The organism is Pseudomonadota bacterium, from assembly GCA_039818985.1.
Lineage (GTDB): Bacteria > Pseudomonadota > Alphaproteobacteria > Sphingomonadales > Sphingomonadaceae > Alterisphingorhabdus.
Genome location: JBCBSU010000002.1, coordinates 121,773 through 145,057, shown reverse-complemented (window position 1 = coordinate 145,057; position 23,285 = coordinate 121,773). Strand labels below are relative to the sequence as shown.

Below are 23,285 nucleotides of genomic sequence, written 5' to 3'. Positions count from 1 at the left end.
CCAAGCCGATGGCGCCAGCCGACCAAGGTCCGGATACCGATAATTTCGGCACTTCCTTTGCCGCCAATATTCCCCCTGATGTGCGCCGTTTCATCGTACGGCGCCAGGGTTGCGACCATTTTCGTGGCGAGCCGCCCTATGATGCCGAGCGGGCACGGTTTCTGGAGCAGAGCATTGCCGAGACCTGCACCGGCACCGATGCTGAACTGGCCGGACTGCGACAGAGATATCGTGATAATGCCGCAATTATCGAGGCACTTTCAGATTTTGAAGATTCTATCGAATTGCCCTAAAGGAAATGCATGAACAGGCTTCCTGCCCTCTTCCTTTCGACCTTGCCTGTGCTCGCAGCCTGTAACGAGGTGCCCGATCGCGCCGTTGCGGCCCCGGCTGCGGATCGCGATGCTGCCGTTCCTTCCCCCCAGTCGGAGAATCCATCCATGTTTCGTACCCTGACCCCGGATATGCTTGTCGCGCCGCAGATCAGCGTCGCCGATATCGCCACCGCCAAGGAACAGGGGGTGACGCTGATCGTCAACAACCGCCCCGATGGCGAAGCGCCGGACCAGCCTGCCGGTGCCGAGATACAGGCAGCCGCCGAGGCAGCGGGTATCGATTATGTCGCGATTCCCGTTGGCCATTCCGGCTTTTCGGCGCCGCAGATCGAGGCGCTGAACACCGCATTGACGAGGCATGAGGACGGCAAGACGCTGGCCTATTGCCGCTCGGGCACGCGCTCGACCTTTTTATGGTCGCTGGCCCGGGCGCAACAGGGCGTCGCTCCGTCGGAACTGGCGCGGCTGGCGGGCAATGCCGGCTATGATATCAGCCCCTTGACCCCGATGCTCGACGCGCTTTCGGGCAAGGCGAGCGAGTGATCATTCGGTGGTTCATCCGCTGCCCATAGACTGATTGCCCATGACCCAGCTTTATATCATCATCGGCTCGTTTATCACGATCATCGCGGTCACTGCGCTGGTGCGCTGGCTGCGGCTGGGCGAGGTGCGGCTGGAGAACCGGCAGCATGCGCTCGACTGGGCGGAAAAGAACATTCCGTTCTTCACTGCCAAGGACGCGATATTGTCCGAAGATGGCCAGGCGGCGCTGGTGATGGATGCGGATAACCGGGTAGTGGTGGTCAAGCGGCATGGGTCGAAATTCGCCGCCCGGTTGCTCGAACGGCCGATCGATGCGCAGCAGGAAGGGCCGGTCTGGTGCATTGGCAGCGGTGACAAGCAATTCGGCAGGGTACGCATGCAGTTCGACATGACGAACCAGCAACGCTTGCTGACATTGCTGTAAGCGACTATTAGCGGGCTATGGAAATCGATCTTCCCGATCCGACACAGATAGCGGTGCCGCTGTTCATCGCGGCGATCCTGCTGGAAATCTGGGTCGTGCGGACAAAGGCGCGCGACAGCTATGATCCGCAGGATACCTTCACTTCACTGATGCTCGGCCTTGGCAGCACTGTGGCCGGGTTGCTCACCGGTGGCTTCTTTCTCGCCATCGCTTTTGCGGTTTATGAATATCGCATCTTCGATTTCGGTTTCGTCTGGTGGGCCTGGCCGGTGGCGTTTGTGCTCGACGATCTGGCCTATTACTGGAAGCATCGCCTTGGCCATCGCATGCGCTGGATGTGGGCGGCGCATGTTATCCATCATAGCAGCCAGCATTATAATCTCTCGACCGCGCTGCGGCAGACCTGGACCGGCGCGCTGACGCCGGGCTTCATCATCAGCCTGCCGATGTTTCTGCTCGGCTTTCACCCGCTGCTGGTGGCATTTTGTGGCGGCATCAACCTGATCTACCAGTTCTGGATTCATACCGAGGCGATCGACAAAATGCCGCGCTGGTTCGAGGCGGTGATGAACACCCCATCGCACCATCGCGTCCATCATGCCACCAATCCGCGCTATCTCGACAGCAACTATGCCGGGGTCTTCATCATCTGGGACAAGATGTTCGGTTCTTTCACGCCGGAGACCGATGAGGAAGAGATTCGCTATGGCATCGTCAAGCAGCTCGGCAGTTTCAATGTGCTGTGGGCGGCGTTCCATGAATGGATCGGCATGGCGCAGGATATCTGGCAAGCACCGAGCTGGAGCGCGCGGTTGTCCTATCTCATCCGGCCACCGGGCTGGACCCCGGATAACAGCCGCCTCACCAGCGACTCGATCAAGGCGCGCTGGCGGGCCGAGCGGGAGGATGCTGCACAGAAGGGCGATGCAAAGGCGCTTCCCCCGGCGGTGGAACCGGCGGAATAATGGCTGCCAGCGCGGTCCGAATCCAGGCCCTTCATAAAGGCGCGGTGCAGGACAGGCGCGACACCATATTGGCGCTCTGCGTCGCGGCCTTTGATGATTTTGACCCGGACTATCTCGATGGTCGCCTGCCGGGCCTGATCGATCCGATATTGCATCTGGCCGAAAATGATTCTGGTGAGGCACTGGGCTTCAAGCTCGGCTATCGCCGAGAACCGCAGCTCCTCTACTCCTGGCTCGGCGGCGTCGCACCTGCGGCACGACGGCGGGGCGTTGCATCGGCGCTGATGACAGCGCAGCATCAATGGGCGCACGATCATGGTTATCATCATGTCGAGACACGGACGCGCAGTATCAACAATGCAATGATCATCGCCAATTTGCGTGGCGGTTTCAATATATGCGGGTTCACACTGACCAAAAGCGGGGCGGGTTCGGTAACCATGCGGATTGCGCTCGTTTAATCGGGCGATTAACAAAGGGCTAAACGCATCGGCTTGCGCCGTTGCAATAAAGAGGATGCAAGATGGCAGAATATGACGTGATCGTCATCGGCGGCGGCAGCGCGGGCAGCGCGGTGGCCGGGCGGTTGAGTGAAGATCCCGATATGAGGGTCTGTTTACTGGAGGCCGGCGGGCGCAACAATGGCATGCGCGTCAAGACGCCGGGCCTGATGCCGTTTCTGCCCAAAAATACCAATTGGCGCTTTGATACGGTGCCACAAAAAGGGCTGAACGGGCGCATAGGCTATCAGCCACGCGGGCGCGGTCTGGGCGGGTCGAGTGCGATTAACGCCATGATCTATATTCGCGGACATCGCTGGGATTATGACAATTGGGCGACGCTGGGCTGTGTCGGCTGGGCCTATGAGGATGTGCTGCCCTATTTCCGCAAGGCCGAGAGCAATGTCCGCGGTGCCGATGACTATCATGGCGGTGAAGGACCGCTGTCTGTCAGTGACCAGAAATGGCCGAACCCGCTGAGCACTGCCTTTGTCGAGGCCGCGCGCGAGCTGCAACTGCCCTTTAATCCGGATTTCAACGGCGCAAAGCAGGAAGGCTATGGCTTTTATCAGGTAACCCAGAAACAGGGTGAGCGCTGGAGTGCGGCACGCGCCTATATCGAGCCGCATCGCGAGCGAGCCAATCTGCATATCCGCACCGGTGCATTGGTGTCGCGGCTGGAAATCAGTGATGGCCGGGTGACGGGGGTGACGCTGAAAAAGGCCGTTGGTGAAGAGACATTGTGGGCGCGCCATGCGGTGGTGCTGTCTGCCGGGGCCTTTGGCACACCGCATATATTGCAGCTTTCCGGCATCGGTCCGGCTGAGCATCTGCAACAGCATGGTGTGAGTGTCGTGCAAGACAACCCGCATATCGGATCGCATTTGCAGGACCATATCGATTATGTCGCCAGTTTTGAGACGCCGGAAAGTCAGGACAGTTTCGGCAATACGCTGACCGGGACAATGCGCATGGGCAAAGCGCTGATCGAGCATCGTCGCCACCGCACCGGCATCTTGACCACGCCTTATGCGGAGTCGGGCGGCTTTACCCGGTCCCGTCCCGATGTTCCCGCGCCGGATATCCAATATCATTTCGTCCCCGCCATGCTGGAGGACCATGGCCGCGAGAAGGCCCCCGGCCATGGTTTCAGCTGTCATGCCTGTGTGTTGCGGCCGGAGAGCATGGGGACGGTGCGACTGGCCAGCACTGACGCCAAGGCAGCCCCGGCCATCGATCCCAATTTCCTCGATGATGATCGCGACATTGCGGTGATGCGTGCCGGAGTGCGAAACATGTATCGCATCTTCGAATCGCCTGCGCTGGCCGAATATCGGCCGCGTGATCGCTATCCGGTCGACCTGGATGATGATGCTGCGCTTGATGAGATCATCCGCAACCGTGCCGACACCGTCTACCACCCGGTCGGCACCTGTCGCATGGGTGCCAATGACGATGACCCACTGACACCGCAGCTGAAATTCCGCGGCCTGGAAGGGCTTTATGTTGCCGATGCCAGCATCATGCCGAGGCTGGTGAGCGGCAACACCAATGCGCCGAGCATCATGATCGGTGAACGCTGTGCGGATTTCATGAAAGAAGATATGCGGGCGTAAAAAAAGGCCGGAGCGTTGCCGCCCCGGCCAAGTTGCAATCGTTCGCAGGAGGAACCTGTTGAGGGGTGTGGCGTCTTTCGGCCGCTGCCCAATATCGTCAATAATTATAAGCGCGTTCTCCATGTTCGCCGAGGTCGAGACCCTCGCGCTCGGTGTCTTCATCGACCCTGAGTCCGGTAGTGTATCTGGCGATGATAAAGGCGATGGCCGAACCGGCACCGGCCCAGATAATCGCAATCAGGACCGACACGACCTGCTTCATAAACTGGTCGCCAAAGGCATAGTCCGCGCCGCCCTGGCCGCCGAGCAGCTGCAGATTGACCACGGCGACGCCGACCGAGCCGACAATGCCGCCCAGCCCATGGATGCCAAAGGCGTCAAGGCTGTCGTCAAAGCCCATTTTCGGCTTGGCGACCATCACAAACCAGCAGCAGATGACCGAGGCCAGTCCGCCGAGCAATATGGCACCGGCAGGGCCGCTGTTTCCCGCAGCCGGGGTGATCGCCACCAGCCCGGCAATCGCCCCTGAACAGGCACCGAGCAGCGAGCCCTTATGGCCGAGGACGCGCTCGGTCAGCATCCAGAACAGCACACCGCCTGCAGTGGCCGCAAAGGTGTTGATCATCGCCAGCGCGGCGTCGGCATTGGCCTCCAGTGCCGATCCGGCGTTGAAACCGAACCAGCCAACCCAGAGCAGCCCGGTGCCGATCAGCGTCATGCTGAGCGAATGCGGCGCCATGGCATCTTTCTGATAGCCGATACGCTTGCCGACGATCAGCGCGCCGACCAGTGCCGAGACCCCGGCATTGATATGCACCACCGTGCCACCGGCAAAGTCCAGCGCTTCCCAGCGGTTGAGAATATAGCCGTCGCCATCCCACACCATATGCGCGATGGGGAAATAAACGATAGTGAGCCAGATGACGGCAAAGACCATCAAAGCCGAGAATTTCATCCGCTCGACCATGCCGCCAATCACCAGCGACACGGTGATCGCGACAAAGGTCATCTGGAAGGCGATAAAGACATATTCGGGGATCTTGAAATTGTCGCTAAAGGTGTCGGCCAGACTTTCCTTGGTGACATTGGCGAGAAACGCCTTGTCAAAACCGTCATAGAACAGACCGCCATCGCCGCCAAAGGTGATCGAATAGCCGTAGAGCACCCACAGCACCATCGCCAGCGACGACACCGCGATGATCTGGGTCAGCACCGAGAGCATATTCTTGGTGCGCACCAGTCCGCCATAGAAGAGTGACAGGCCCGGGATGATCATTGCCATTACCAGTATTGTGGCGACCATCATCCAGGCGGTATCGCCCTTGTCGACCACCGCTTCGACCGACGGCGCGGCAAGTGTCGGCGCAGCCATGGCCGGAGCGGCGCCCCACAACGCCAGCCCGGCCACTGCACTTCCCCTGAAAAGACCCGTTGCTGTCACTTACTAATCCTCGCGCCATGCGCTGTTTGCACTGCAGCACAAAACGCAAAGAGCGTGCCATTTGTAAAAACCGCCGATTTTCAGGCTTGATATAAGATGGTCGCAGGAAGTTTGCTCAAATATTAGGCGAAAAAATTTTGCACCGCAGCATAATGCCCAAAGATTGGGCAGTGCATCCGTTTATGTCGCCAATGGCAGTTTTTCGAGAATATTCTGTGCCTCATCATGGCCGATAGCGATCAATTCGTCCGCCTTGGTGAAGTCCTGGATATCGATATGGCCAACGCTGAGCGGCAGTAACAGGTCGGGCGGATCGCGCTCGAGCGAATAGCGCGCCAGATTGGCCAGCGACAGGCCGACCGATGCCTTGACCACGGCGACGCTGCCCGGCTTGCGGCTGCTCTCATCGCCAATGCCCGCAGCCTCGGCGCGGCGGACATAATCGCTTTGCAGGCTGACCGCGACACAGGGAAGGTCTGGCGCCAAGTCACGCGCCGGACGTACCGGCACCGGCATACAGGCCCCGCCATCGACCAGCACCATGCCATCACGCTCGACCGGCGGGAAGATACCCGGCAACGACATGGAGGCGCGCACGGCGGGCAGCACCGGGCCTTCGCGCATGATCACGGTTTTGCCGGTAATCAGATCGGCACTGACCGTGGCCACCGGGATGGACAGATCAGCAAAATCGGGCTCGCCCAGATGCTCGATCAGGCGGCGCTCAATCTGCTTGCCGCCAATAATGCCGCCGCGCTTCCAATGCGGGTCGATATAGCGCAACATGCCGACAATGCTGGTCGAGCGCGCCACTTCCTCCAGCGCTTCCAGCTTGCCTGCGGCATAGCAGCTACCGACAATTGCGCCGATAGAGGTGCCGGCAATGGCGCTGATGGTAATGCCCTGTTCTTCAAGCGCATGGATGACGCCGATATGGGCCCAGCCGAGCCCGGCGCCGCCGCCCAACGCCAGAGTGATCTTCATGACCATATGTCTTTCGGGTCAGCAGGTTCACCGGCGCCCGGCTCACTGTCATCCGCCTGGCTCGCCAGCACGTCGCGTGCTGCCTGTTCGTCTTCCTTCAGCACCATCAGCCGCGCCGGGGTCATGAAACCGAGGCCCAGGCTGGCCATACCGCCATCCATGATATGTGCCTCAATCCCTTCGCCGAACAGTTTGAGTCGCGCCAGATCGGCGCTCAGGCGGTCGGCATACTTGGCGATGGTGACAAGGCTCATCCCCAGCCACCTCCAGCATCAAGCCATGCCTTTTCTGCTTCGGTTGTATCTCGGCCCAGAGCGGCATTGCGGCTGGGGAAACGGCCAAAGCGGACAATAGCTTCGCGATGATCGCGGGCAAATTCCAGGTTATAGTCAAGACCATGGGTGGCAAACAGCTCGACGCAGCGATCCTGCACCGCCAGCTCTTCGCTGTGCATGAAGGGCATCAGCACAAACTGTTTTTCATCATCGCTCAGTTTGGAGAGCAACCCGTCTTTGACAGCGCCCTGTGCAATAGCCAGAGACAGCGGGTCGGTAGCAAAAGCATCAGCGGTGCCGCGAAACATGTTGCGCGGAAACTGGTCGAACAACAGGCAGCCAGCCAGCGCGCTTTTGTCATCGCCGAGAAATGCCGGTGCGGCTTGGGCCCGAAGCGCTTGCCAATGCTCTGCAAATCGTGCCCTGGTCGTGGTGTCAAGATCATCGCCACCACCAAACCAATTGTCCTTGCCAACCTCATCAAACCAGAAGCAGTGGATGTCGCTGGCAATATTGGGGTTCAAGCCGCAGTGCCTCCGACGGTAATGCCATCGACCAGCAATGTCGGCTGGCCGACCCCGGCGGGGACCGACTGGCCCGCCTTGCCGCAAATGCCGACGCCTTCGTCGAGTTCCATATCGTTGCCGATGCCAATGACGCGCTGCATCACCGTCGGGCCATCGCCGATCAGCGTCGCGCCCTTGATCGGTGCGCCGAGCTTGCCGTTCTCCACCTTATAGGCTTCGGTGCAGGAGAAGACGAACTTGCCCGAAACGATATCGACCTGACCGCCGCCAAAACTCTTGGCGAAGATGCCGTTCCTGACCCGTGAGAGCAGTTCCTCGGGGTCATCATTGCCGGCGCGCATAAAGGTGTTGGTCATGCGCGGCATCGGCGCATGGCCATAGCTTTCGCGTCGTCCATTGCCGGTGGGGGCAACGCCCATCAGCCGCGCATTCAGCCGGTCCTGCATATAGCCTTTGAGTATGCCATCCTCGATCAGCACATTTTCCTGTGTTGGTGTGCCTTCATCATCGATCGACAGTGAGCCGCGCCGGTCGGTGATGCTGCCATCATCGACCACGGTGACGCCTTTCGCTGCGACCTGCTCGCCGATGCGGCCGGAAAAGGTGCTGGTGCCCTTGCGGTTGAAATCACCTTCCAACCCATGGCCCACCGCCTCATGCAGCAGCACACCGGGCCAGCCGGGGCCGAGCAATACCGTCATTTCGCCCGCCGGGGCATCGACGCTTTCGAGATTGACCAGCGCCTGGGCCAGCGATTCATCGATGGCGCGGTTCCACGCGCTTTCCTCGAACAGCCGGTCATAGAGATAGCGCCCGCCAAAGCCGAAATTGCCGGTTTCGCGGCGGCCATTGCTCTCGGCGATAATGCCGACATTGAGGCGTACCAAAGGCCGGACATCGACCGCCTGGAAACCGTCAGGGCGTATGATCGAGATGACCGACCAGCTCGCCGACAGGCTGGCCGAAACCTGCGCGACACGCGGATCGCGGGCGCGGGCGGCAGCGTCGATCGTTTCCAGCAGCGCCACCTTGTCAGCAAAGGGCACGGCGTTGAGCGGGTTGGCATCGGTATAATGGTGGCGATTGCTGGTATGCGGCGGTGCCGCCATCTGCGTTCCGGCATCGAGCAGTTTCAGCGTTTCGGCGGCGCGGCGTATGCCTGCCTCGCTGACATCATTGCTATGGGCAAAACCGGTCATCTCGCCCGAGACGCCGCGCAGACCAAAGCCGCGATCGGTGGAATAATCCGCCATTTTAAGGCGGCCATCGTCAAAGACGAAACTCTCGGTCGCGGCATGTTGCAGATAGAGTTCACCGTCGTCGCAGGACGCCAGCGCCTGATGTGTCAACTGCCGGGCGCGTTCGGCGTCGAGCGCGCCATCGGTGAAAATATGGTCGATGGGGTTGGTTGGAACGGTCATTGCTCCAACATAATCACTAACCGGGCATGCGCCTATGCTTTTTTGCGGCCAATTGAGCGTCGCAAATGCGTTTAGCTACCGTCTTCGCCGCTGTCGCCATCGGCCGGGCCGCCGATCAGCACGAATCGCCGGTCGCAATAGCCGCAATCGACATAGCCCTTTTCATCGATTTCCAGCCACACGCGCGGATGGCCAAGTGCCGCACCGCCGGGGATATCGCTGGCGCCATCGCAGGAAACGCGCGTCCGGGTCACACGGACAATTTCGGGTGCGTCAATCATGATGGCGATTTAGGGTGAGGGCGCGCTTATCGCAAGAGTGATAATCACCCGCCTGGCAAATCATGTCGATGGCCTGTGCCGATCAGAAATAGGTGACGGTGATCTCGAAGGTGCCGCGATAGGTGCCCGGTGTCTGATTGGCGCCGACGCGTAACCGCCCACCAACCCTGAGATCAAGTACTCCGGCCTCGTTGAGAAAGCGGAAAGTCGGGCCGTTGAGCGTCAATTGATCGACGCGCATGGTTTCGCTGCCGCCATCGCGAGTCAGCACCGGAAGAGGCCCGCGGGTGACGAAAATAAACTGCAACGGCCCGCCAAAGGTCAAAAAACGTGCGGCGGCACCACCGCTGCTGCCCGCCGTAACACCGCCGCTCACGGTGCGTGCGTCGGTGCTGGCATTGACCACCACGGTGCCGGTGCTGTTACCGGAAATCATGCTGCCAAATTCGAGATCGCTGAGATTGACCAGCGATAGCGGGCGCAGCGTCACCGCCTGGGCATCGGCGCGCTCCTGCGCCTGCGCGGCAGTGCCGGTGGCACAGAATGATGCCGCTGCAAGTGCAGCCGCGATAAGCTGGTTATGCAGACTGCGTCCCCACGCCCCGCCTGCCAAAATCTTTCTGGTCATGAAACTGCTTTAAATCACGATATGGTAAAGATCGGCCAAAGACTATGGTTAACCGATATTAGGGTTTGGGCCGCCGGGTCAGACAATTGCGACTGCGGCAATGCGCCGGTCAGAAATAATCGACGCTGACATTGAAAGTGCCGCGATACGTTCCGGCGGCCTGATTGGCGCGCACCCGCAATTGGCCACCCACGGCAAAATCGAGGTCGCCATTGTTGTCGAGAAACCGTCGGCGTCCGCCATCGAGCCGGAAGCGGTTCAGTCGCATGGTCTCGGTGCCGCCATCGCGCACCAAATCGACCCGCCGGTCCTCCACTGTGATCCGTACCCGCAGATTTGCCGTGCCGCTGACGCTGAATCTGGCTGGACCAGGAGTGCCACCTGCCGTCGTCGCATTGCCGCTGGCGATGTTGAGCGCGCCATTATTCGGATTGATGCGGATCCGGCTGTTTCCGGTGCCCGGGATGATGGTGCCGAAATCCATGGCCTCGTCATTCTGGATGGTGACGGCGCGGCGAATCTCGACATCGCTCGACGCTTCGTTCTGCGCCTGGGCCGGGCTGGCCAGCAATACTGTGCCTGCCAGGCCGGACACCATTGCGGTCCGTGTCAGCTTGCCGATCTCGATCACGCACCGGTCAGTGCCGGCGCCCTGTTGCTCTGGTCTCATCTGTTGCCCCTATACTCCCACAATGCATGGCAATAACGCAGAGTGGGAAACACAGAGTGTATGGCCATGGTAAACACCGACCGCCCCGAAACCGGTTAATCGGCCGGTAAGCATTGACCAATCATGCGCCTGCGCATGCTGCTTGCCGTGCCGCATCTGATCGGGCTAGAGAGCGTGGCGCAAAGCCGGGTCGTTGATGACGGCCAGCTATCTCTCTAAGGGTCAGGACCATGACACCAGCCGCCGACACCGCTGCCCAAAGCGACGCCATTCCCGCCATCGCCATCAACCAGTTGAGCAAAACCTATGCCGGGGATAAACGCACCGGGCCCAAAAAGGCGCTTGACAATGTCAGCCTGGAGGTGCGGCGCGGCGAGATTTTCGGGCTGCTCGGTCCCAATGGCGCTGGCAAGTCGACGCTGATCAATATCCTCGCCGGGCTGGTCAACAAAAGCGGCGGCTCGGCCAGCATCTGGGGTTTCGACATTAGCGACAATCCGCGCAACGCCAAGGCGAGCATCGGCATTGTGCCGCAGGAAATCATTTTCGATCCGTTTTTCTCCCCCAAGGAAGTGCTGGAGGTGCAGGCTGGTCTATACGGTGTGCCCAGGGCCGAGCGGCGCACCCGGGAGCTGCTGCGGGCGGTGCGGCTGGAGGACAAGGCCGATGCCTTTGCCCGTTCGCTTTCGGGCGGCATGAAGCGGCGATTGCTGGTGGCCAAGGCGATGGTGCATTCGCCGCCGATACTGGTGCTCGACGAGCCGACCGCCGGTGTCGATATCGATCTGCGCCAACAGCTCTGGGACTATGTGCGCTCACTGCATGCCCAGGGCGTGACTATTGTGCTGACCACCCATTATCTCGAAGAGGCCGAAGAGCTGTGTGGCCGCATCGCGATCATCAACCATGGCAAGGTGGTGGCACTGAAGGACACTGCCGAGCTGATCGCCATGGCGCGCGAGAAGAATATCATGCTCAGCACCGCATCCGAAATGGCCAGTGCGCCGCAGCACGCGCTGTTCGACCGCGCCGAGCTGATCGATCCGCATACGCTGGAGATCAGCTACAACAAGGACAAGACCAATGCTGGACAGATACTGGGCATTGCGCGTGAAGCCGGTCTGGAGATTGTCGACGTCACCACCCGTGAGGCGGATCTGGAAGATGTGTTCCTCAATCTGACGCGGGATTCCGCTGCGTGACGATTATTGACCAATATGATGTCCTGATAATCGGGTCCGGCGCGGCGGGGCTGTCTGCCGCAATAACCCTGGCGAGCGAATACAAGGTGCTGGTACTGGCCAAGGGCGATGTCTCCGGCGGATCGACTGCATGGGCACAGGGTGGCATTGCGGCGGTGCTGGAGGCGGGGGATACATTTGCCAGCCATATCGAGGACACCATGGTTGCCGGTGGAGGGCTCAACCGGCGCGAGACGGTGGAATTCGTCGTCGAAAACGCCCCCGATGCCATCAACCGGCTGATCGACTTTGGCGTTCCTTTCAACCGCGAGGCGGATAATGACCTGCATCTGACACGCGAGGGCGGGCACAGCCATCGCCGCATCGTCCATGTCGATGATGCCACTGGCTGGGCGGTGCAGGAGGCGCTGGAGCGTGCCGCCAATGCCAATACCAATATCACCATATTGCCCGACATGGTGGCGATCGACCTGATTGCCGACCGGCATCTCGAACAGCCGACCGGGGCCGAGCGTGTCTGGGGGGCCTATACCCTCAACCGCCGCACCGGCCGTGTCGAGACGGTGACCGCGCGCGCCACCATATTGGCGACGGGCGGGGCCGGGCGCACCTATCTTTTCTCGACTGCGCCGCGCGGTGCCACCGGCGATGGCATTGCCATGGCATGGCGCGCCGGGGCGCGTATCTCGAACATGGAGATGATGCAATTCCATCCCACCTGCCTGTACAATCTGGAGGTCAAGAATTTCCTGATTACCGAGGCGGTGCGCGGCGAAGGGGGGCATTTGCTGATCCCCGATACCGGCTATCGCTTCATGGCGGATTTTGATGACCGGCTGGAACTGGCACCGCGTGATGTTGTGGCCCGTGCGATCGACCATGAAATCAAGCGACTGGGCCTTGATTATGTCCATCTCGACATCAGTCACCAGCCGGCGGATTTCGTGAAGGGCCATTTCCCGACCATCTATGACAAGCTGATGGGGCTGGGCATCGATATCACCAAAGAACCGATCCCCGTAGTCCCGGCGCAGCATTATACCTGTGGCGGGGTGCTGATAGACCTTAACGGCCGCACCGACCTTGATGGCCTTTATGCCGCTGGCGAGGTCAGCGAATCCGGCCTGCATGGTGCCAACCGGCTGGCATCCAACTCCTTGCTCGAATGCTTTGTCTTCGGTGATGCTGCAGCGCGCGATATCATGGCGCATTGGGACGACATGCCAGTGCCACCTGCGGTGCGCCGCTGGGATGAAAGCCGGGTCACCGATTCCGACGAAGAAGTGGTGGTGCAGCATAACTGGCGCGAGATCCGTCGCTTCATGTGGGACTATGTCGGTATTGTCCGCACCACCAAGAGGCTCGAGCGCGCGGCCAACAGGGTGCGGCTACTGGCCGAGGAGGTGGAGGAATATTATGGCAATTTCCGGGTCACCGCCGATGTTATCGAGCTGAGAAACCTGGTCGATGTTGCCGGACTGATCGTCACCTCGGCGCTGCAACGGCGCGAAAGCCGCGGCCTGCACTATACGCTCGACTATCCCGGCCAGCTGCCACAGCCGCATGACACCATATTGCAGCGGTCCTAGGCACGCACCGCTGTCATCGCGCCGCTATACAGGCTTAGCGAAATGTTAACCTTCCTGTTTTACCACAGGCGACGTACCAGTTTTGGTACGCTTTCCTCCCTTCAGGCTTTTGGCCTGCCTATGGGCTGCTCGCACGGGTAGCCCATTTTTTTGCCTCATGCTTTCTGCGCTGCAGATATGGTTGCGATGTTGCCCCTGCTGCCGCGCTATTCTATGGCGCAGCGCATGAACCATATGGCCTTAACAGCTTCCGGCGGACCGGCTGCAGTGGTGCTGCTTTCAGGTGGTCTCGATTCGATGGTGTCTGCGGCGCTGGCGCGCGAACGGGGCTATGCGCTTCATGCCCTGACCATAGATTATGGCCAGCGCCACCGTCGCGAGATCGAGGCGGCCAGGGGGATCGCAGACGAACTGGGCGCGGTGCGGCATGTTATCCTGCCGCTTGATCTGCGCCAGTTTGGCGGCTCGGCGCTTACCGACGATATCGATGTGCCCAAGAACGGCGTCGGCAATGCTATCCCGGTGACCTATGTTCCTGCGCGCAACCTGATCTTCCTGTCGCTGACGCTGGGCTGGGCCGAGGCGCTGGAGGCAAGTGATATCTTTATCGGAGTCAATGCACTTGATTATTCAGGCTATCCCGATTGTCGCCCCGAATTTATCGACAAGTTTACCGAGCTTGCCGAGCTGGCGACCAAGGCTGGCGATGAGGCCGATGGCGGCAGCCCGTTTACCATCCATGCACCGCTGCAGCATATGGGCAAGGCGGATATTGCGCGTGAGACAGCGCGCCTCGGACTCGATCCAGCGCTGAGCTGGTCATGCTATGATCCCAGCGAGGATGGCCGCGCCTGCGGACTGTGCGACAGCTGCCGCCTGAGGAAACAGGGTTTTGCAGAGGCCGGGCTGATCGATACCACGCCCTATGTCGTCTAGCGGCTAGCCCGCATCGTCATCATTATTGGCAGCTTCGGCCTCGCTCTCTTCAGTTTCGCCCGCTTCGCCTTCGGCCGGTGGCGGGTTTTCACCAAAACGATCGAGCGTGATCATGTCATCGCTGATCGAGCCTTCGAGCACATCGATATCGCCGAGCTCACTCTCCGTGGCTTCTCCCTCGCCCTCGGTCTGGCCACCACAGGCGGCAAGCGCCAGCGGCAGCAAGAACGCTGCGGCCATGATCTTGGGCTGGCGTCGGTTGATCATCGTCATCGGCATTGTCCTTTCGCGGCATTATTCGCCCCGGCCTTGTCCAGCTTCGCGAGAAACGCCGGCAGATGGCGTTGCAGCGCCGCATCGAAATCGGCCATATTTGTATCCTTGCCCAAGGCTCGCAGGCTGGTCACCGGATATTCGCTGATACCACAGGGGACAATGCCGGAAAAATGGTCGAGCGTCGGGTCGATGTTGACGGCAAAGCCGTGCATCGTCACCCATTTGCGCACGCGGATGCCGATGGCGCCGATTTTGGCCTCACGGCCATCGGGTCTGTCCACCCAGATGCCGACGCGGCCCTCGGCGCGACGTGCAGCAACATCGAAATCGCCCAGTGCCGCAATGACCCAGCCTTCAAGCGCATGTACGAAGCAGCGTATATCGCGCCCGCGCCGGTTCAGATCAAGCATCAGATAGCCGACACGCTGACCCGGCCCGTGATAGGTGTGGCGCCCGCCGCGCCCGGTCTCGAACACCGGAAAGCTCTGGCTCAGCAGTTCATCGGGGTCGGCGCTGGTACCGGCGGTATAAAGCGGTGGATGTTCGAGCAGCCAGATCAGCTCATGCGCATCACCCCGCTGCACCGCCAGATTGCGTGCGGTCATCGCTTCCAGCGCCTGCGGATAGCCGGTCAGGCCCGGGCTGACCTGCCATTGCGGCAGATGCGCGGCTGCGTCCTGCAGCCCGATATTGTTGGCCGCATCTGCATGGTCGATGGTGGCGTTGCTCATCTCAGCGGATGTGCGCGCAAGCAGGGTGATTTGCAAGGGCGATCATCTGCGGTGCGATTTTTCCCGACTATGGCCTTGTTTACGCGCATATGGCCCGGCATCGGCTGGACTTTGCCCGCCGGGCATCGCATGAAGCAGAAAACGACAAGAAAAAGCGATCAGGGGAAAGCATGTGCAATCATTCAGTCCTTCAGAGGCTTGGGCGGAGACTGTCCGCCTGACAAAGGAGCATTGGCTGGCATTGGCCGGGCTGATGCTTTTGCTGTTCGCCATTCTGGGGATTATAGGTTCTGTCTTTTTTGCCGGTGCTTTCGCAACGCTGTTCGATCTCAGCGCGATGTCGGACCCGGCAAGGTTCGAAGAGATGATGGCCGCATCATCGGGCGCAGTGGTTCTTGGCAACATATTGTTCAACGCGGTATTCGTCGCAATCACCATGGCCTGCTTCCGCTATGCCGCTACAGACGGCGCAGCCGGCTTTGGCGATGCGCTGAAATTCGGGGTTGTCAGCGCCGTGCCGGTTCTGCTCGCGATGCTGGTTATCGGTATTGTTCTGGTAATCCTGTTCTTCATCGCCGCGCTGATCCTCGGCGTTATCGGCTTTGCCGGGATCATGGCCAGTGATGGCGGTGGCGGCGGTGGTGCGCTGGCCCTTGGCGTGTTGACGATATTCCTGATCTACCCCGCCTTTATCGGCCTTGGCCTGTTCATGCTGGCGCGTTTCGGCATGGCGGGGCCGCTCATGGCCGCAGCCGGATCCTATAATCCCTTCTCTGCCATCGGCGCGGCGTGGTCACTGTCCAGAGGCCATACATGGCGTCTGATGGCCTATTATTTTGTCGGCTATCTCGGGATTCTGGTGCTGATGTTCCTTGCCGGGGCCGTCATTGCGATTGCGATGCAGGCGGCTGAGTTTCTGCTGGTGCTGTTCGTGCCACTATATCTGGTGGTGCTGCTGGTGCAGACCATGTTTCCGGTTGCGGCGTTTCGGGTGCTCGATGGCGGGCGCCACAATGCCGAGGAAATGGCATCGATTTTCGACTGAGTCGAGACGGGCGAGCTAAGAGGGGAATATAGTGCAAAGTCAGTTCGATTATAGCGCGGTATGGAACAGGACGTTGGCGCTGGTCGGCAGCAATGTGCAGATTCTGATCGGCGTTATCGGCGTATTTTTTGTGGTGCCGCAATTTGCGGCGACGCTGATTGCGGTGCCGCCGCAGCCCGATCCGAATGCCACGCTGGAAGAAGTGCTGGCGACGATGTCTGCCTTTTACAATGACAATCTGCTGCTCTTCCTGCTTACCGGTGTCATCGGAGCCATTGGTAGCATTACCGTGCTTTCCATCTATCTCGACGACGACCGCCCGACCGTAGGCACTGCGATTGCCGCCGCTTTCGGCCTGCTGATCTCCTATTTTGTCGCCAATATCCTGGTTGCCTTTGCCGTATCGGTCGGCTTTTTCCTGCTCATCATTCCCGGTATTTATGTCGCCATAAAATTCATCTGTGTCGGGCCGGTGATCGTTGCCGAAAAGATACGCAATCCGATCACCGCGATGCAGCGCTCATGGACGTTGACCAAGGGCAATTCACTGCGCATTTTTGGCTTTGTGCTGATCCTGATTCTGGTGCTCGCCGTGATCGCCAGCGTGATCGGTCTTGTCACCACGATTTTCAAGGTCGCAGGTGAGGACAGCGTGATGTTCACCATCGGGCAGTTGCTGCAGATCATGTTCCAGGGCGTGGCAACGGCATTCAGCCTGGCCGTGAGCGCGGCAATCTATCTTCAGCTGTGCGGGCCGGATAACACCCGACTGCATGAGACATTCAAATAGCGCAAAGCCGACCGGAGAGGCACAGGGGAGCAGGGGCAATGGCACAATTTCAATTCGGTGCAGCGTCCAGGATGACGGTCTTTCTGGTACGCGAGAAACTGCTGTCCTGTTTTGCCCATATCGGCATGCTCGGTGTCGCGCTCATTGCACTGATCACAGTGTTTTCTGCTGCATTTTTTCGTGGCTGGTCGGTGCTTTCGGTCATTGCCAGCCAGGGGTCCGGGCTATTTGACGGACCAGAAAGCCAGATCGGTATCCTGCTGTTTTCGCTGTGCATTGTCGTCGTTGCCATTGCCGCGACGATGAGCATCTTCCGCTCCACTGCATCGTCAGAGGATGTCGAATTCCCGCAGGCCTTTCTCTATGGCTATCTCGCCTGCATCCCGGTGACTCTGACGGTGATGCTGGCCTATATCGTTATGCTGCTGCCCCTGTTGCCGGTATTTTTCCTTGTCGGTGTAAGTGGACCCGATACCGATTTGATGGCGGCTGGTGTGATCGGGATATCACTGATGCTGGTCTATGGCGTCATGTCCCTGTTCATCATTGCGCGGCTCGGGCTGGCCGGACCGATCATGGCTGATCGCGCCAGCGTCAATCCTTTCAGCGCGCTTGCCGCGTCATGGCAGCTGACCCGGGGGCATACGCTCGAACTGATACTCTATTATTTCTGCGCCAATTTGCTGATCACCATTGTCTATTATGCCGCAATCTGGGTGCTTGGCCAATTGGGCATGGCAACATCGACCTTCCTCTCCGGTCTGTTGGCACTGCCGGTTCTTGGTGTCTATCTGATCCTCATGACGCTGGTGCCGGTGGGGATTTACCGGTTGCTCGCCGGAGTACAGGATAGCGGCGAGCTGGAGGAAGTTTTCGCGTGATTACTGCTGGGTGATGATCGGGATTTGCGGTGCCGCGTCGCGCGGCAAGTGACCGGTGAGCCGCGGATCGGGGTAAATCTCGACTTCCTGTTTGAACGGCACAAATCCGTGTTTGCGGTAAAAGCCCAGTGCGGCGGGATGGTCGAGGGTGCAGGTGCGCAGCCAGACTCTTGTGATATTATCGCGCCAGGCCAGCCGCAGCGTCTCCGACATCAGCCACTCACCATGACCCTGACCGGTATAGTCAGGCGTCAGGCCGAGATAGACAATCTCGCAGGCTGGTGAGATACGAAAATCAAGCTCCAATATGCCGCACAAGCTGCCCCTATCATCCCGGATTGCATGCAGCATGATCTTTGGGTCGGTCAGTATCGCTTGCAGCGCAGCGTCGGGCATCGTCAGTCTGCTGAACCACAACCATGGCGCGCCGACACGCCGGAAAAGGTCGCTATAGCGTTGGCGTGAAACGTCTTGCCAATGCTCCAGCCGCAACCGGGCATCTCGTTTCGCTATTGGCGCAGGCCGTGCATGCATTTCCAAATGGGTAATCACCGAAGCGATATGCCCTGGTGGCACAGGCTCCTTGCTGTCAACCATGGTGCGCCATACAGGCTATTCCCAGATCGCCAGCGGCGGCAGGCTCATCAAAATGGCATCGATATTGCCGCCGGTCTTGAGACCGAAAATCGTACCGCGATCATAAACCAGATTGAACTCGGCATAGCGGCCGCGATAGACAAGCTGCTGGTTGCGGTCCTCCATGGTGAATTCGCTGCCCATGCGCCGCCGCACCAGCTTTGGGAAGATGTCGAGAAAGGCGCGGCCGACATCCTGGGTGAAGGCGAAGTTGCGCTCGAAGCTGTCTTCGCCATCGCATTCCAGATGATCGTAGAAAATACCACCGACGCCGCGATGTACCTTGCGGTGCGGGATATAGAAATAATCATCGGCCCATTTTTTATACTCGACATAATAGCCCGGGTCGTGCGCGTCGCAGGCGGCCTGCATACGGGCGTGAAAATCGGCGGTGTCTTGCTCTTTGGGCAGCGCCGGGTTGAGATCGGCACCGCCGCCAAACCACGCCTTTTGCGTCACCAGGAAGCGGGTGTTCATATGGACATTGGGTACATGCGGATTGGCCATATGCGCGACCAGCGAGATACCGGTGGCAAAGAAGCGCGGATCATCCCCGGCACCGTGAATCTGTTTGGCGAAGTCCTCGCTGAACCTGCCTTCGACCATTGACACATTGACCCCGGCCTTCTCGAATACCTTGCCCTTGATCAGTCCGCTGCGGCCGCCACCGCCCGGCGTGCCGTCGCCATCCTCGCGATCCCATTCATTATAACTGAAACTGGCATCGCTCCCGGCCTCGCGCTCAATCGCCTCGAATTCGGCGCAAATGTCGTCGCGCAGGCTTTTGAACCAGGTATTTGCCCGTGTCTTCTGATCGGTCCAGTCGTTCATTTTGGCGTCCCGCTCCTGTTGCTGTTAATGCCCTGTCTGGCATGGCGCACTGGTCGGGGCAAGCCGGTCAGACAGCCATTACGCGGCACTGTGTCCAGCGCCATCGGTTCGCGCCTTGATCTGGATCAACAATGGCGTGTCTGGCGTAGCGCCTCGCCGAGCGCGATGGCACTGGCTATGGCGACGTTGAGCGAGCGGAACCCCGGCTGCATCGGGATGGCGATGGCTGCATCGCAGAGGTGACGCACATTTTCCGGCAGTCCGGCGCTTTCCGAGCCGGCGAGCAGGACATCGCCCGGCTGAAAAGCAAAGGCATACAGGCTGGTCGGTGCCGGATTGTCCAGGGCGATGATGCGCCGCGCACCATTTGTTGCTGCGGCCTGTTTTCCGGCAGCAATGTTATCATGGAAATGCGCCCAGTCTGCATGGCGTGTGGTTTCGGCTTTGCCACCATAATCCATCGCCGCACGCCTAAGCTGGCGGTCCCCCAGGGGGAATCCGCATGGCTCGATAATATGCATAGGAACACCGAGGCACGCCGACAGGCGCAAAAGCGTGCCGACATTGCCGGCAATATCTGGTTGAAATAGCGCTATTTCGATGGTGCAACTATCAGCGTCTTTCATAGCAAGCCATTCATCTTTAAGGATATATTAGGCATAGATAGAGGCTATCGCCGGACCATGTCAAAAAGGCGGTTGGCAAGGCCTCATATTTGCGGCTAAGAGGCGCGCCAATGGCGGTGGAGATAGCCTGTATCAATATCGGTCATAGCGGCCGGCAATAAGGCGCAAATTCCCCCAATTTGCGGGAACTATTCTCTTAATCGCCCGTTTAACTGCACATATTCCGGACGACAAGACAGGTTAGTTGCATGGCAGAACAACAGGTAATGGACGCAAGTCAGAGCGCAGAAGCAGGCGAAGACGGCGTTCGCCGCCGCGATTTCATCCACATTGCAGCGGTCAGCGTTGCCGGTGCCGGCCTGATCCCGGTGGTCTATCCGCTGGTATCGCAAATGGCACCGTCGGCAGACGTGCTCGCCGAAGCCTCGGTCGAGGTTGATGTGTCGGGCATCGCTCCGGGCCAGACCATCAAGACCGTATGGCGCAAGCAGCCGGTGTTCATTCGCAATCTGACCCCGGAAGAAATCGAAGAGATGAACGCCATCGATGCGTCCTCGCTGCGTGATCCGCAGACGCTGGCCGACCGGACCCTTGAAGGCAAGGAGAACTGGCTGGTCAACAAGGCGGTCTGCACCCATCTCGGCTGTGTCCCGCTGGGCGCCGCTACCGGCGAAGTCAAAGGCGAGTATGACGGCTATTTCTGTCCTTGCCATGGCTCGCACTATGATGCGGCAGGCCGCATCCGCAAGGGCCCGGCGCCGACTAATCTGGAAGTGCCGGAATTCAGCTTCCTGTCAGACACAGTCATCAAGATCGGTTGAGGTAAGAGACTATGAGCTTTCCCTGGGCAAAGCAGTATGAACCCAAGAATCCGGCCATGCAGTGGATCGACCAGCGTCTGCCATTGCCGCGTCTGGTCTATAATTCGCTTGGTGCCGGTTATCCGACTCCGCGCAACCTCAACTATTTCTGGAATTTCGGCTCGCTCGCCGGGATAGCGCTGGTACTGCAGATCGTCACTGGCGTGGTCCTGGCGATGCACTATGCCGCCAATACCGAAGTTGCCTTCTCCTCGGTTGAGCACATCATGCGTGACGTCAACTGGGGCTGGCTGTTCCGCTATGCCCATGCCAATGGCGCCAGCTTCTTCTTCATCGTGGTTTATATCCATATCGGTCGCGGCCTCTATTTCAGTTCCTACAAGGCGCCGCGAGAGATGATCTGGTTATTGGGCCTGGTGATATTCCTGCTGATGATGGCCACTGCTTTCATGGGCTATGTCCTGCCCTGGGGCCAGATGAGCTTCTGGGGTGCCAAGGTGATTACCGGACTATTCTCCGCCATTCCGCTGGTTGGCGAGTCACTGCAGACCTGGCTGCTCGGCGGTTTTGCCCCTGACAATGCCGCGCTGAACCGTTTCTTCTCGCTGCATTATCTGCTGCCGTTCGTCATCGCCGGCGTGGTTATCCTGCACATCTGGGCACTGCACATTCCCGGATCGTCCAACCCGACCGGTATCGAGGTCAAATCGGAAGTCGATACCGTGCCGTTCCACCCCTATTACACCGCCAAGGACGGCTTTGGTCTGGGTGTGTTCCTGATCATTTTCATGCTGGTGGTAACGCTGGCGCCCAACGCTCTGGGTCACCCGGACAATTATATCGAGGCCAACCCGCTCTCGACTCCGGCGCATATCGTTCCCGAATGGTATTTCCTGCCCTTCTACGCCATCCTGCGGGCCTTCACCGTCGACTTCCTGTTCATTCCGGCGAAGCTGATGGGTGTGCTGGCGATGTTCGCCTCGATCCTGCTGCTGTTCTTCCTGCCATGGCTGGACAAGTCGCCGGTTCGCTCGGGCAACTATCGTCCGCTGTTCAAGATCTTCTTCGTGCTGCTGCTCGTCGATGTCGTGATCCTGACCATTTGCGGCGGCGCTCCGGCAGAAGAACCCTGGGTGATGATCAGCCAGATTGCATCGGCCTATTATTTCGCCCACTTCCTGCTGATCCTCCCGATCATTTCTTCGATCGAGAAGCCCAAACCGCTGCCCAATTCGATCACCGAAGCGGTGCTCGGAAAGAGCGTTGACGCCACCGGCACCACGGGTGGCAAGGGTACACCCGGACTGCAGCCTGCTGAATAAGGAAAAGAGCAAAACATGATCCGCGCAATCGCTACACTTGTGGGCGTCTTCTTCGTTGGCGTCCTGGTCTATTCCTTCGGCTCCGGTCTGGTGGCCTATCTGTCCGAGCCGCATGAAGAGACGGCCGAGCATGTGTTCCACAAGGAACCCGAAGCCCATGCCTTCGTTTCCGATGGTCCGATGGGCAAATTCGATACGGCGCAACTGCAGCGTGGCCTGAAGGTCTACAAGGAAGTCTGCTCCGCCTGCCACTCGATGAAATATCTCAGCTTCCGCAACTTCAAGGACCTCGGCTATACCGATGATGAGGTGAAGACGCTGGCGGCCGAATGGTTCATCCCGCAGCCAACGGTCAATCCCGAAACCGGTGAGGCCGATACCCGGCCGAACATTCCGTCCGACCCGCTGCCGTCACCCTTCCCCAATGAGGTGGCAGCCCGGGCCGCCAATAACAACGCGCTGCCGCCCGATCTTTCGCTGATCACCAAGGCACGTGAAGGCGGCGCGGAATATGTCCGCTCGCTGCTGCTCGGTTATGAGGAACCGCCGGCGAAGCTGGCCGAAGAATTTCCTGATGCGATGCCGGGGCCGGGTTTGAACTATAACCCCTATTTCAAGAACCTGAACCTCGCCATGGCGGCACCAATCGCCACGGACGGACAGGTGACCTATGACGATGGCACCGAAGCGACCAAGGAACAGATGGCCACCGATGTCGCGGCCTTCCTGATCTGGGCTGCTGAGCCCAAGCTGATCGAACGGCGTCAGGCAGGTCTGTGGTTCATTGTCTTCCTGGTGATTGCGACAGGCCTTGCCTATATGTCCTATCGCAGCATCTGGGCTGACAAGAAGAAGCACTGATCCGACACGCGCATAACAGCGCCAACAGATAGAGACGGGCGGGAGAGGAATCTCCCGCCCGTCTTTTTGTATGGCACGCTGCGACCATAGCCGCGCAACAAAGTGCTTTACTCGGATAACACACTCAG

General features: G+C 59.5%; 28 protein-coding genes. 15 read left to right on the top strand and 13 right to left on the bottom strand.

Translation table 11 applies throughout. The annotated features are described in order from the left end of the window. Nucleotides 1-8 precede the first annotated feature (8 nt). The 6 genes from AAFX04_12375 to AAFX04_12350 all read left to right on the top strand — a co-directional run bounded on the left by AAFX04_12375 (nt 9) and on the right by AAFX04_12350 (nt 4,383). Complete coding sequence (locus tag AAFX04_12375; protein MEO1046228.1) at nt 9-293, top strand: hypothetical protein; 285 nt, start codon at nt 9-11, stop codon at nt 291-293. A 9-nt stretch (nt 294-302) separates the two neighbouring features. Beyond that, a complete protein-coding gene (locus tag AAFX04_12370) occupies nt 303-878 on the top strand; it encodes a TIGR01244 family sulfur transferase (GenBank protein ID MEO1046227.1) in 576 nt (191 codons plus the stop codon). 40 nt (nt 879-918) lie between these two features. Next, nucleotides 919-1,302 carry a hypothetical protein gene (locus AAFX04_12365; protein MEO1046226.1) on the top strand — a complete coding sequence of 128 codons (384 nt, stop codon included), beginning with the start codon at nt 919-921 and terminating at the stop codon, nt 1,300-1,302. Nucleotides 1,303-1,319: 17 nt separating this feature from the next. Continuing rightward, the gene (locus tag AAFX04_12360; protein ID MEO1046225.1) at nt 1,320-2,267 is read left to right on the top strand and encodes a sterol desaturase family protein; all 948 of its coding nucleotides are present in this window, start codon (nt 1,320-1,322) and stop codon (nt 2,265-2,267) included. Continuing rightward, complete coding sequence (locus AAFX04_12355; protein MEO1046224.1) at nt 2,267-2,728, top strand: GNAT family N-acetyltransferase; 462 nt, start codon at nt 2,267-2,269, stop codon at nt 2,726-2,728. The genes AAFX04_12360 and AAFX04_12355 overlap by 1 nt, the downstream gene beginning before the upstream one ends. Nucleotides 2,729-2,790: 62 nt before the next feature. Then, nucleotides 2,791-4,383 carry an FAD-dependent oxidoreductase gene (locus AAFX04_12350; protein ID MEO1046223.1) on the top strand — a complete coding sequence of 531 codons (1,593 nt, stop codon included), beginning with the start codon at nt 2,791-2,793 and terminating at the stop codon, nt 4,381-4,383. Between the two features lie 97 nt (nt 4,384-4,480). Here AAFX04_12350 and AAFX04_12345 read toward each other — a convergent pair whose 3' ends face one another. From AAFX04_12345 to AAFX04_12310, 8 genes are all read right to left on the bottom strand, one after another. Then, on the bottom strand, nt 4,481-5,824 hold the full coding sequence (locus AAFX04_12345) for an ammonium transporter (GenBank protein ID MEO1046222.1): 1,344 nt from the start codon (nt 5,822-5,824) through the stop codon (nt 4,481-4,483). Nucleotides 5,825-6,004: 180 nt separating this feature from the next. Next, the gene (locus AAFX04_12340; protein ID MEO1046221.1) at nt 6,005-6,808 is read right to left on the bottom strand and encodes a patatin-like phospholipase family protein; all 804 of its coding nucleotides are present in this window, start codon (nt 6,806-6,808) and stop codon (nt 6,005-6,007) included. Next, nucleotides 6,805-7,062 carry a hypothetical protein gene (locus tag AAFX04_12335; GenBank protein MEO1046220.1) on the bottom strand — a complete coding sequence of 86 codons (258 nt, stop codon included), beginning with the start codon at nt 7,060-7,062 and terminating at the stop codon, nt 6,805-6,807. The genes AAFX04_12340 and AAFX04_12335 overlap by 4 nt, the downstream gene beginning before the upstream one ends. After that, a complete protein-coding gene (locus AAFX04_12330) occupies nt 7,059-7,607 on the bottom strand; it encodes a DUF924 family protein (GenBank protein ID MEO1046219.1) in 549 nt (182 codons plus the stop codon). The genes AAFX04_12335 and AAFX04_12330 overlap by 4 nt, the downstream gene beginning before the upstream one ends. Next, nucleotides 7,604-9,031, bottom strand: a complete 1,428-nt coding sequence (tldD, locus tag AAFX04_12325) for a metalloprotease TldD (GenBank protein ID MEO1046218.1) — start codon at nt 9,029-9,031, stop codon at nt 7,604-7,606. Before tldD ends, AAFX04_12330 begins: the two co-directional genes overlap by 4 nt. 71 nt (nt 9,032-9,102) lie before the next feature. Next, nucleotides 9,103-9,312, bottom strand: a complete 210-nt coding sequence (locus AAFX04_12320) for a zinc-finger domain-containing protein (protein ID MEO1046217.1) — start codon at nt 9,310-9,312, stop codon at nt 9,103-9,105. Between the two features lie 82 nt (nt 9,313-9,394). After that, the gene (locus tag AAFX04_12315; GenBank protein MEO1046216.1) at nt 9,395-9,940 is read right to left on the bottom strand and encodes a DUF4402 domain-containing protein; all 546 of its coding nucleotides are present in this window, start codon (nt 9,938-9,940) and stop codon (nt 9,395-9,397) included. 109 nt (nt 9,941-10,049) lie between these two features. After that, complete coding sequence (locus AAFX04_12310) at nt 10,050-10,610, bottom strand: DUF4402 domain-containing protein (protein ID MEO1046215.1); 561 nt, start codon at nt 10,608-10,610, stop codon at nt 10,050-10,052. Nucleotides 10,611-10,840: 230 nt separating this feature from the next. Between AAFX04_12310 and AAFX04_12305 the strand changes: the two genes are divergently transcribed. The 3 genes from AAFX04_12305 (at nt 10,841) to queC (ending at nt 14,337) form a co-directional block, all read left to right on the top strand. Then, nucleotides 10,841-11,812: an ABC transporter ATP-binding protein gene (locus AAFX04_12305; protein ID MEO1046214.1), complete on the top strand. Its 972-nt coding sequence runs from the start codon at nt 10,841-10,843 to the stop codon at nt 11,810-11,812. A gap of 2 nt (nt 11,813-11,814) precedes the next feature. After that, nucleotides 11,815-13,401 carry an L-aspartate oxidase gene (gene nadB, locus AAFX04_12300; GenBank protein ID MEO1046213.1) on the top strand — a complete coding sequence of 529 codons (1,587 nt, stop codon included), beginning with the start codon at nt 11,815-11,817 and terminating at the stop codon, nt 13,399-13,401. Nucleotides 13,402-13,635: 234 nt separating this feature from the next. Then, nucleotides 13,636-14,337 carry a 7-cyano-7-deazaguanine synthase QueC gene (gene queC / locus AAFX04_12295; GenBank protein ID MEO1046212.1) on the top strand — a complete coding sequence of 234 codons (702 nt, stop codon included), beginning with the start codon at nt 13,636-13,638 and terminating at the stop codon, nt 14,335-14,337. 3 nt (nt 14,338-14,340) lie between these two features. On the opposite strand, the gene AAFX04_12290 is transcribed toward queC, so the two are convergent. Both AAFX04_12290 and lipB read right to left on the bottom strand, forming a co-directional pair. Further along, entirely contained in the window at nt 14,341-14,610 is a 270-nt protein-coding gene (locus tag AAFX04_12290) for a hypothetical protein (GenBank protein ID MEO1046211.1), read from the bottom strand. After that, nucleotides 14,607-15,344, bottom strand: a complete 738-nt coding sequence (lipB, locus tag AAFX04_12285; GenBank protein ID MEO1046210.1) for a lipoyl(octanoyl) transferase LipB — start codon at nt 15,342-15,344, stop codon at nt 14,607-14,609. The genes AAFX04_12290 and lipB overlap by 4 nt, the downstream gene beginning before the upstream one ends. Nucleotides 15,345-15,516: 172 nt before the next feature. Between lipB and AAFX04_12280 the strand changes: the two genes are divergently transcribed. Genes AAFX04_12280 through AAFX04_12270 form a run of 3 tightly spaced genes read left to right on the top strand, consistent with a single transcriptional unit; the run spans nt 15,517 to nt 18,060 of the window. Then, the gene (locus AAFX04_12280; protein ID MEO1046209.1) at nt 15,517-16,389 is read left to right on the top strand and encodes a hypothetical protein; all 873 of its coding nucleotides are present in this window, start codon (nt 15,517-15,519) and stop codon (nt 16,387-16,389) included. Between the two features lie 31 nt (nt 16,390-16,420). Next, nucleotides 16,421-17,179, top strand: a complete 759-nt coding sequence (locus AAFX04_12275) for a hypothetical protein (GenBank protein MEO1046208.1) — start codon at nt 16,421-16,423, stop codon at nt 17,177-17,179. A gap of 38 nt (nt 17,180-17,217) precedes the next feature. Continuing rightward, nucleotides 17,218-18,060: a hypothetical protein gene (locus AAFX04_12270; GenBank protein ID MEO1046207.1), complete on the top strand. Its 843-nt coding sequence runs from the start codon at nt 17,218-17,220 to the stop codon at nt 18,058-18,060. On the opposite strand, the gene AAFX04_12265 is transcribed toward AAFX04_12270, so the two are convergent. From AAFX04_12265 to AAFX04_12255, 3 genes are all read right to left on the bottom strand, one after another. Beyond that, a complete protein-coding gene (locus AAFX04_12265) occupies nt 18,061-18,657 on the bottom strand; it encodes a GNAT family N-acetyltransferase (protein ID MEO1046206.1) in 597 nt (198 codons plus the stop codon). Nucleotides 18,658-18,672: 15 nt separating this feature from the next. After that, nucleotides 18,673-19,527, bottom strand: a complete 855-nt coding sequence (hemF, locus tag AAFX04_12260; GenBank protein ID MEO1046205.1) for an oxygen-dependent coproporphyrinogen oxidase — start codon at nt 19,525-19,527, stop codon at nt 18,673-18,675. 125 nt (nt 19,528-19,652) lie between these two features. Then, nucleotides 19,653-20,153, bottom strand: a complete 501-nt coding sequence (locus AAFX04_12255; protein MEO1046204.1) for a TrmH family RNA methyltransferase — start codon at nt 20,151-20,153, stop codon at nt 19,653-19,655. Nucleotides 20,154-20,401: 248 nt separating this feature from the next. Between AAFX04_12255 and petA the strand changes: the two genes are divergently transcribed. Genes petA through AAFX04_12240 form a run of 3 tightly spaced genes read left to right on the top strand, consistent with a single transcriptional unit; the run spans nt 20,402 to nt 23,157 of the window. After that, nucleotides 20,402-20,974, top strand: coding sequence for a ubiquinol-cytochrome c reductase iron-sulfur subunit (gene petA / locus AAFX04_12250; protein MEO1046203.1), 573 nt, complete (start codon nt 20,402-20,404; stop codon nt 20,972-20,974). Nucleotides 20,975-20,985: 11 nt separating this feature from the next. After that, nucleotides 20,986-22,296: a cytochrome b/b6 gene (locus tag AAFX04_12245; GenBank protein ID MEO1046202.1), complete on the top strand. Its 1,311-nt coding sequence runs from the start codon at nt 20,986-20,988 to the stop codon at nt 22,294-22,296. 15 nt (nt 22,297-22,311) lie between these two features. Beyond that, entirely contained in the window at nt 22,312-23,157 is an 846-nt protein-coding gene (locus AAFX04_12240; GenBank protein ID MEO1046201.1) for a cytochrome c1, read from the top strand. Nucleotides 23,158-23,285 lie beyond the last annotated feature (128 nt).